This window comes from Desulfofundulus sp. (assembly GCF_049701015.1).
Classification (GTDB): domain Bacteria; phylum Bacillota; class Desulfotomaculia; order Desulfotomaculales; family Desulfovirgulaceae; genus Desulfofundulus.
Map to the genome: position 1 here is coordinate 1 of NZ_JBNATZ010000183.1, position 5,001 is coordinate 5,001.

At 53.0% G+C, this 5,001-nt stretch carries 6 protein-coding genes; 4 read left to right on the plus strand and 2 right to left on the minus strand.

Annotated elements, in window-relative coordinates:
* Positions 1-242 precede the first annotated feature (242 nt).
* From arsB to ACPLUI_RS10770, 4 genes are all read left to right on the plus strand, one after another.
* Complete coding sequence (gene arsB / locus ACPLUI_RS10755) at positions 243-1,298, plus strand: ACR3 family arsenite efflux transporter (protein ID WP_424660262.1); 1,056 nt, start codon at positions 243-245, stop codon at positions 1,296-1,298.
* Positions 1,299-1,400: 102 nt separating this feature from the next.
* A complete protein-coding gene (locus ACPLUI_RS10760) occupies positions 1,401-1,643 on the plus strand; it encodes a thioredoxin family protein (protein ID WP_424660263.1) in 243 nt (80 codons plus the stop codon).
* Positions 1,644-1,869: 226 nt separating this feature from the next.
* The gene (locus ACPLUI_RS10765; protein ID WP_424660267.1) at positions 1,870-3,042 is read left to right on the plus strand and encodes a permease; all 1,173 of its coding nucleotides are present in this window, start codon (positions 1,870-1,872) and stop codon (positions 3,040-3,042) included.
* Between the two features lie 109 nt (positions 3,043-3,151).
* On the plus strand, positions 3,152-4,144 hold the full coding sequence (locus ACPLUI_RS10770) for an arsenic resistance protein (protein ID WP_424660264.1): 993 nt from the start codon (positions 3,152-3,154) through the stop codon (positions 4,142-4,144).
* A gap of 13 nt (positions 4,145-4,157) precedes the next feature.
* On the opposite strand, the gene ACPLUI_RS10775 is transcribed toward ACPLUI_RS10770, so the two are convergent.
* Together ACPLUI_RS10775 and ACPLUI_RS10780 are read right to left on the minus strand one after the other, a co-directional pair.
* Entirely contained in the window at positions 4,158-4,691 is a 534-nt protein-coding gene (locus ACPLUI_RS10775) for a (Fe-S)-binding protein (protein ID WP_424660265.1), read from the minus strand.
* 114 nt (positions 4,692-4,805) lie between these two features.
* Positions 4,806-5,001 (minus strand): hypothetical protein (locus ACPLUI_RS10780; RefSeq protein WP_424660266.1); only part of this gene is annotated, 196 nt, incomplete at its 5' end.

Below are 5,001 nucleotides of genomic sequence, written 5' to 3' on the forward strand. Positions count from 1 at the left end.
GGTTGATACCGCCTGCTGAACAGTTGCACCGCTGGCCATGCCTTTATTACATGGAACCGATTGTTGAGGACGGGGAGGTTCTTACGGCCGCGGAGCATTACCTGATCAAACAGGCCGAGCTGGACGGTAAAAAGTGAAGGGTACCCTTTGGATGAAGCACCCGGTGGGTGTTTACACGGCTTAACGGGGTATATTATTACCAGGGTTTGCCCGGGAAAAAGAGATAACAGGAGGTAGCAAATATGGCTGAATCGGTAACGCGCAGGCTTTCATTCTTCGATCGTTACCTGACCCTGTGGATTTTCCTGGCCATGGCCGTGGGTGTGCTGGCGGGCTATATATACCCGCAGATTGCAGGTTTCTGGGGCAAGTTTCAGGTCGGTACGACCAACATTCCCATTGCCATCGGACTCATCCTGATGATGTACCCGCCCCTGGCGAAAGTACGTTACGAAGAGTTGCCCGCAGTTTTCAGCAACAAAAAGATACTGGCCCTGTCCCTGATCATGAACTGGATTGTCGGCCCGGTAGTCATGTTCTCCCTGGCCGTCCTGCTGTTGCGCGATAAACCGGATCTGATGGCCGGGGTCATTCTGGTAGGTCTGGCCCGCTGCATAGCCATGGTTCTGGTATGGAACGACCTGGCAGGAGGCAGTCCCGAATACGCGGCCGGGCTGGTGGCCTTCAACGCCATCTTCCAGGTGCTGACCTATTCTATTTATGCTTATATATTCCTGACGGTAATTCCCGCCTGGCTTGGCCTTTCCAGTGTAGTCGTGCATGTTTCCATGGCTGCAATAGCCAAGAGCGTTTTTATTTACCTGGGCATACCTTTTATCGCGGCAATCATAACCCGTACCGTCATGGTCCGCGCAAGGGGGAGGGACTGGTACGAGCGGAACTTTATTCCCCGGATCAGGATGATTACTCCGGTTGCCCTGCTGTTCACCATTCTGGTCATGTTCTCCTTAAAGGGTGAAGTAATAGTAACCCTGCCCATCGATGTCATCCGGGTGGTTATCCCTCTAACCTTATATTTTGTGTTCATGTGGCTTGTGACTTTTTACCTGGGGAAGTTGATTGGGGCGGATTACGCAACAACCACCACCCTTGCTTTTACCGCCGCCAGCAACGACTTCGAACTGGCCATCGCCGTGGCCGTGGCGGTGTTCGGCCTCAAGTCCGGCCAGGCCTTTGCCACCGTCATCGGTCCCCTGGTGGAGGTGCCCGTGCTGATCGGCCTGGTCAACGTGGCCCTGGCCTTCAGGCGTAAATATTTCGCGTATGAATTGCGCTGAGCTGAGCCACCCCGTTTTTTCGAATGTCACCCCGTGGATAAGTGATATGCTGGCATAATTAAGGCCGGTAGTGGACCAAATAAATCATGGAGGTGTAAGTTTATGGAGATCAAAATTTTCGGAACCGGCTGCCCAAAATGCAAGGCTCTGCATAAGGCGGTGACTGAAGCGCTCAGCGAGATGGGCTTGAGCGCTGACATCAAAAAGGTGGAAAAGTTGGATGAGATCATGGAGGCCGGGGTCATGCTCACCCCGGGCCTGATGGTTAACGGCAAACTCAAGGTGTTTGGCAAGGTCCCCGGAAAAGAAGACATCAAGCGTTACATCGAAGAAGAAAAACAATAGATCTCCTTACCTTGTTCGAGTACCTGCAGGCACGAAGCGGGAGGAAAGCTTCCCGCTTTTTCTTTAAGCATAAAAAACTCTTGCTTGACAATATTACAATATCCTAATATACTTAATTTCAGGGGGGGTGGGATAACATTGGTAAAACAGATCTTAAACTGCCAGGCGTGTAAACATTAGTGCTGCAAATATTGATGTTAGATATTGGATGAAAGGAGTGCTGGCATTGAAAGAACGTGATAAGTTCCTTTTAATGGTTGCTATTTTCCTGGCGGCTTTTTACATTCCGCTGCACAACCCGCGGGTACAGTCGGCCATCCTGGAGGCATTTTTCATGCTCCAGGACTACGCCCGGAAGCACGTTTTGACCTGTCTGGTGCCGGCCTTTTTCATCGCCGGGGCCATCGCGGTGTTTGTTTCCCAGGCTTCGGTTTTGAAATATTTCGGAGCGGGGGCAAATAAAGTGCTATCTTACGCCGTCGCTTCGGTGTCGGGTACCGTACTGGCAGTATGTTCTTGCACGGTATTGCCGCTCTTTGCGGGCATCTACACCCGCGGTGCCGGTATCGGCCCGGCCACGGCGTTTCTCTATTCCGGCCCGGCCATAAACGTCCTGGCCATTATTCTTACCGCCCGGGTACTGGGCTTTGATCTGGGAGTCGCCCGGGCGGTGGGTGCGGTGTCCTTTTCCATCATCATAGGCCTGCTCATGCACCTGATTTTCCGTAAAGAAGAAAAGGCCAGGGAAGAAGCCGCCCTTCTCCTGCCACCCCCCCCGGAAGACAGGAGGTCTCTGTGGCAGTACGGAGTTTACTTCCTGACCATGGTCCTGATCCTGATCTTTGCCGCCTGGGGCAAGCCGGCCCAGCCGGTGGGTTTCTTCAGCGCCGTCTACCGGGTGCACTGGTACCTCACAGCTTTCTTACTGGTCGTGCTGGCGGTAATATTGAAGCTCTGGTTTACTAAAGACGAGCTGGTCGGCTGGGTGGAGTCCACCTGGGGCTTTGCCAAGCAGATCTTCCCGCTCCTGCTGGGCGGGGTGCTGGTGGCCGGCTTTCTCATGGGAAGACCCGGTGCCGATACAGGTATTATCCCGGCCAAATATATTTCGGCCCTGGTGGGAGGAAACTCCCTTGGCGCCAACCTCCTTGCTTCCATAGTCGGGGCTTTGATGTACTTTGCCACCCTAACGGAAGTTCCCATCCTGCAGGGGCTCATCGGCAGCGGAATGGGTAAGGGCCCGGCCCTGGCACTGCTCCTGGCCGGACCGGCCTTGAGTCTGCCGAACATGATTGTGATCAGGCAGATAATGGGGACCAGAAAGGCCGCCGTCTATATTTCACTGGTTGTGATTCTGTCCACCATAGCGGGGATGATTTACGGAGCCATCTGGGGGTAGAAACACGGACCGGTGCTGGCCTTAAATGCGAGGTGACAGGGTACAGGGTGTGCTACGCTGTCCTGAGCGACGCAAATTAAAATTCTGATATCGTTGGGGGGAAAGTTACGTGCGTGTGGCACAATTCATTAACAAACACATGATCCAGCTTTTGATGGCGGTAATTGTCCTGGGACTGCTGCTGGGCTATCTGCTGCCCGATACCGGCAAGCGGCTGCAGGTTTTCTACCCGGTAGCGCTGTTCATTATGCTGTACCCCATGATGGTGGGAATTAAAATCGGCGAAGTGGTTGGAGCGGCCAGGCGGGTGGGGTTCATGACGGTGGTGATGGTCTTTAATTACCTCATATCCCCCCTGCTGGCGGCGCTCCTGGCCAGGATGTTTTTATCCGGTTACCCGGACTTTGCAGTAGGTCTTATCCTTACCGGAGTGGTTCCCTGTGCGGGCATGATCGTGGCGTGGACGGCAATGGCCAAAGGAAATGCACCCATGACGCTGGTGATCACGGTAACCAGTCTGCTGGCCGGTATTGTATTAATACCGGTATGGATGAGTGCCCTGGCCGGCAAATATGTCCCCGTAGATGCCTGGAAAATGCTGCAAACAATTTTTTATACTATTGTTATTCCCCTGGTCCTGGGCAATCTGACCAGGGTCTGGTTGGTAAAAAAATGGGGACCCAAGAAATTTGGCGATTTTCAGCCCGTTTTTCCTGCCGTTTCGGCTCTGGGCATGTACCTGGTATTCTTTATCTCCATGATGTCAGAATCTGTAACTCTGGTACGTAACCCGCAATATCTGGGTATAATCGCCCTGCCGCTGGTGATATTTTATACGCTTTTATTCGGCATCTCCATCCTGTACGCCCGTTTGACCCGCACTGGTTACCCTGATATGGTAGCCCTGGCTTACGGAGTGAGTGGTAAAAACATTTCCATCGCCCTGGCCCTGGCCGTGGTGTTCTTCTCGCCATTGACGGTCATGATCATTGCCATCAAGCCGCTCATCCAGGTGCTCTTCATGGCGGGATTTTTCAGACTGTCCCCTTACCTGCAGAAATACTGGGACAAAGTGGTACCCGAGCCGGGGGCGGCCAGATGAAGTTGCAGGTTGCTTAGACAGGATAACCTGCGTCTTGAAGCAGCCGGGTGAGCTTTTCCCGCGCTGCTTCCTGCGCGGGTTCTAGAAGCGGGGTGCAATCGGCCAGGGTGAATTCCTGTTTGATCAGCCCCGCTGCAAAGGCCATACAGTTTTTCTCTCCGCAATTCCCACAGTTGGTGCGCGGCAGCAGTTTGTAAACGTCAAGCACCTTGACTTCAGTGCCGCGGCGAAAACTGGGGACAATTTCCCCGCGCCTTGCCCATGTGTCTTCCAGCAGCTTCCGGATGAACTCCACCATGCGGTGGGCTTCCTCTTCATCCTCCAGGCCGTTTATGGTAAAGTGGGAGGGGTGGAGAGTGAAGACTTTCCCTCCCTGGGCAAAACGCAAGAATGGTGCTTCCGGGTGGTAAAAGCAGTTGCCCAGTTCCGCGTTGAGATACGGAAATATTTCCCGGATATCTACATCCAGTTCCACAATTGCATTTACCCGCAGCCGGGAGGGGTGGCACTGGGGCCGCACCAGCTTCAAGCTGTATTTTTTAAACATACCTCCTCAACCTCCTTTTTAAATAGGCTTCAGAATTGAGTGAACATTTAATAGGTCTAAATGCCCGGGTCCTTTTTCGCATTTTGGAGTCCGGGCATTTTCTTTCTCTATCGGCTAACCATAACGTTTTTTATATTCGGCAACCAGGGCGGTAGCATATTTTTTCTCCGCGGTGGGCGGCACGTAATTTCTTGTCTTGAAACGGGACAACAATTCAGCCGCCAACTCCTCCTCATCTGTCAACGAAAGCTTGGAGACTTCTTCCAGAATCTCATCCAGACCAAGTACACCCACCTCGCTGTCGTTCAAC

Bases quoted from the DNA above. Each gene is read 5' to 3' on its own strand.
- ACPLUI_RS10760 (WP_424660263.1), top strand. From the start codon at position 1,401: ATGGAGATCAAAATTTTCGGAACCGGCTGCCCAAAATGCAAGGCTCTG.
- arsB (WP_424660262.1), top strand. From the start codon at position 243: ATGGCTGAATCGGTAACGCGCAGGCTTTCATTCTTCGATCGTTACCTG.
- ACPLUI_RS10775 (WP_424660265.1), bottom strand. From the start codon at position 4,691: ATGTTTAAAAAATACAGCTTGAAGCTGGTGCGGCCCCAGTGCCACCCC.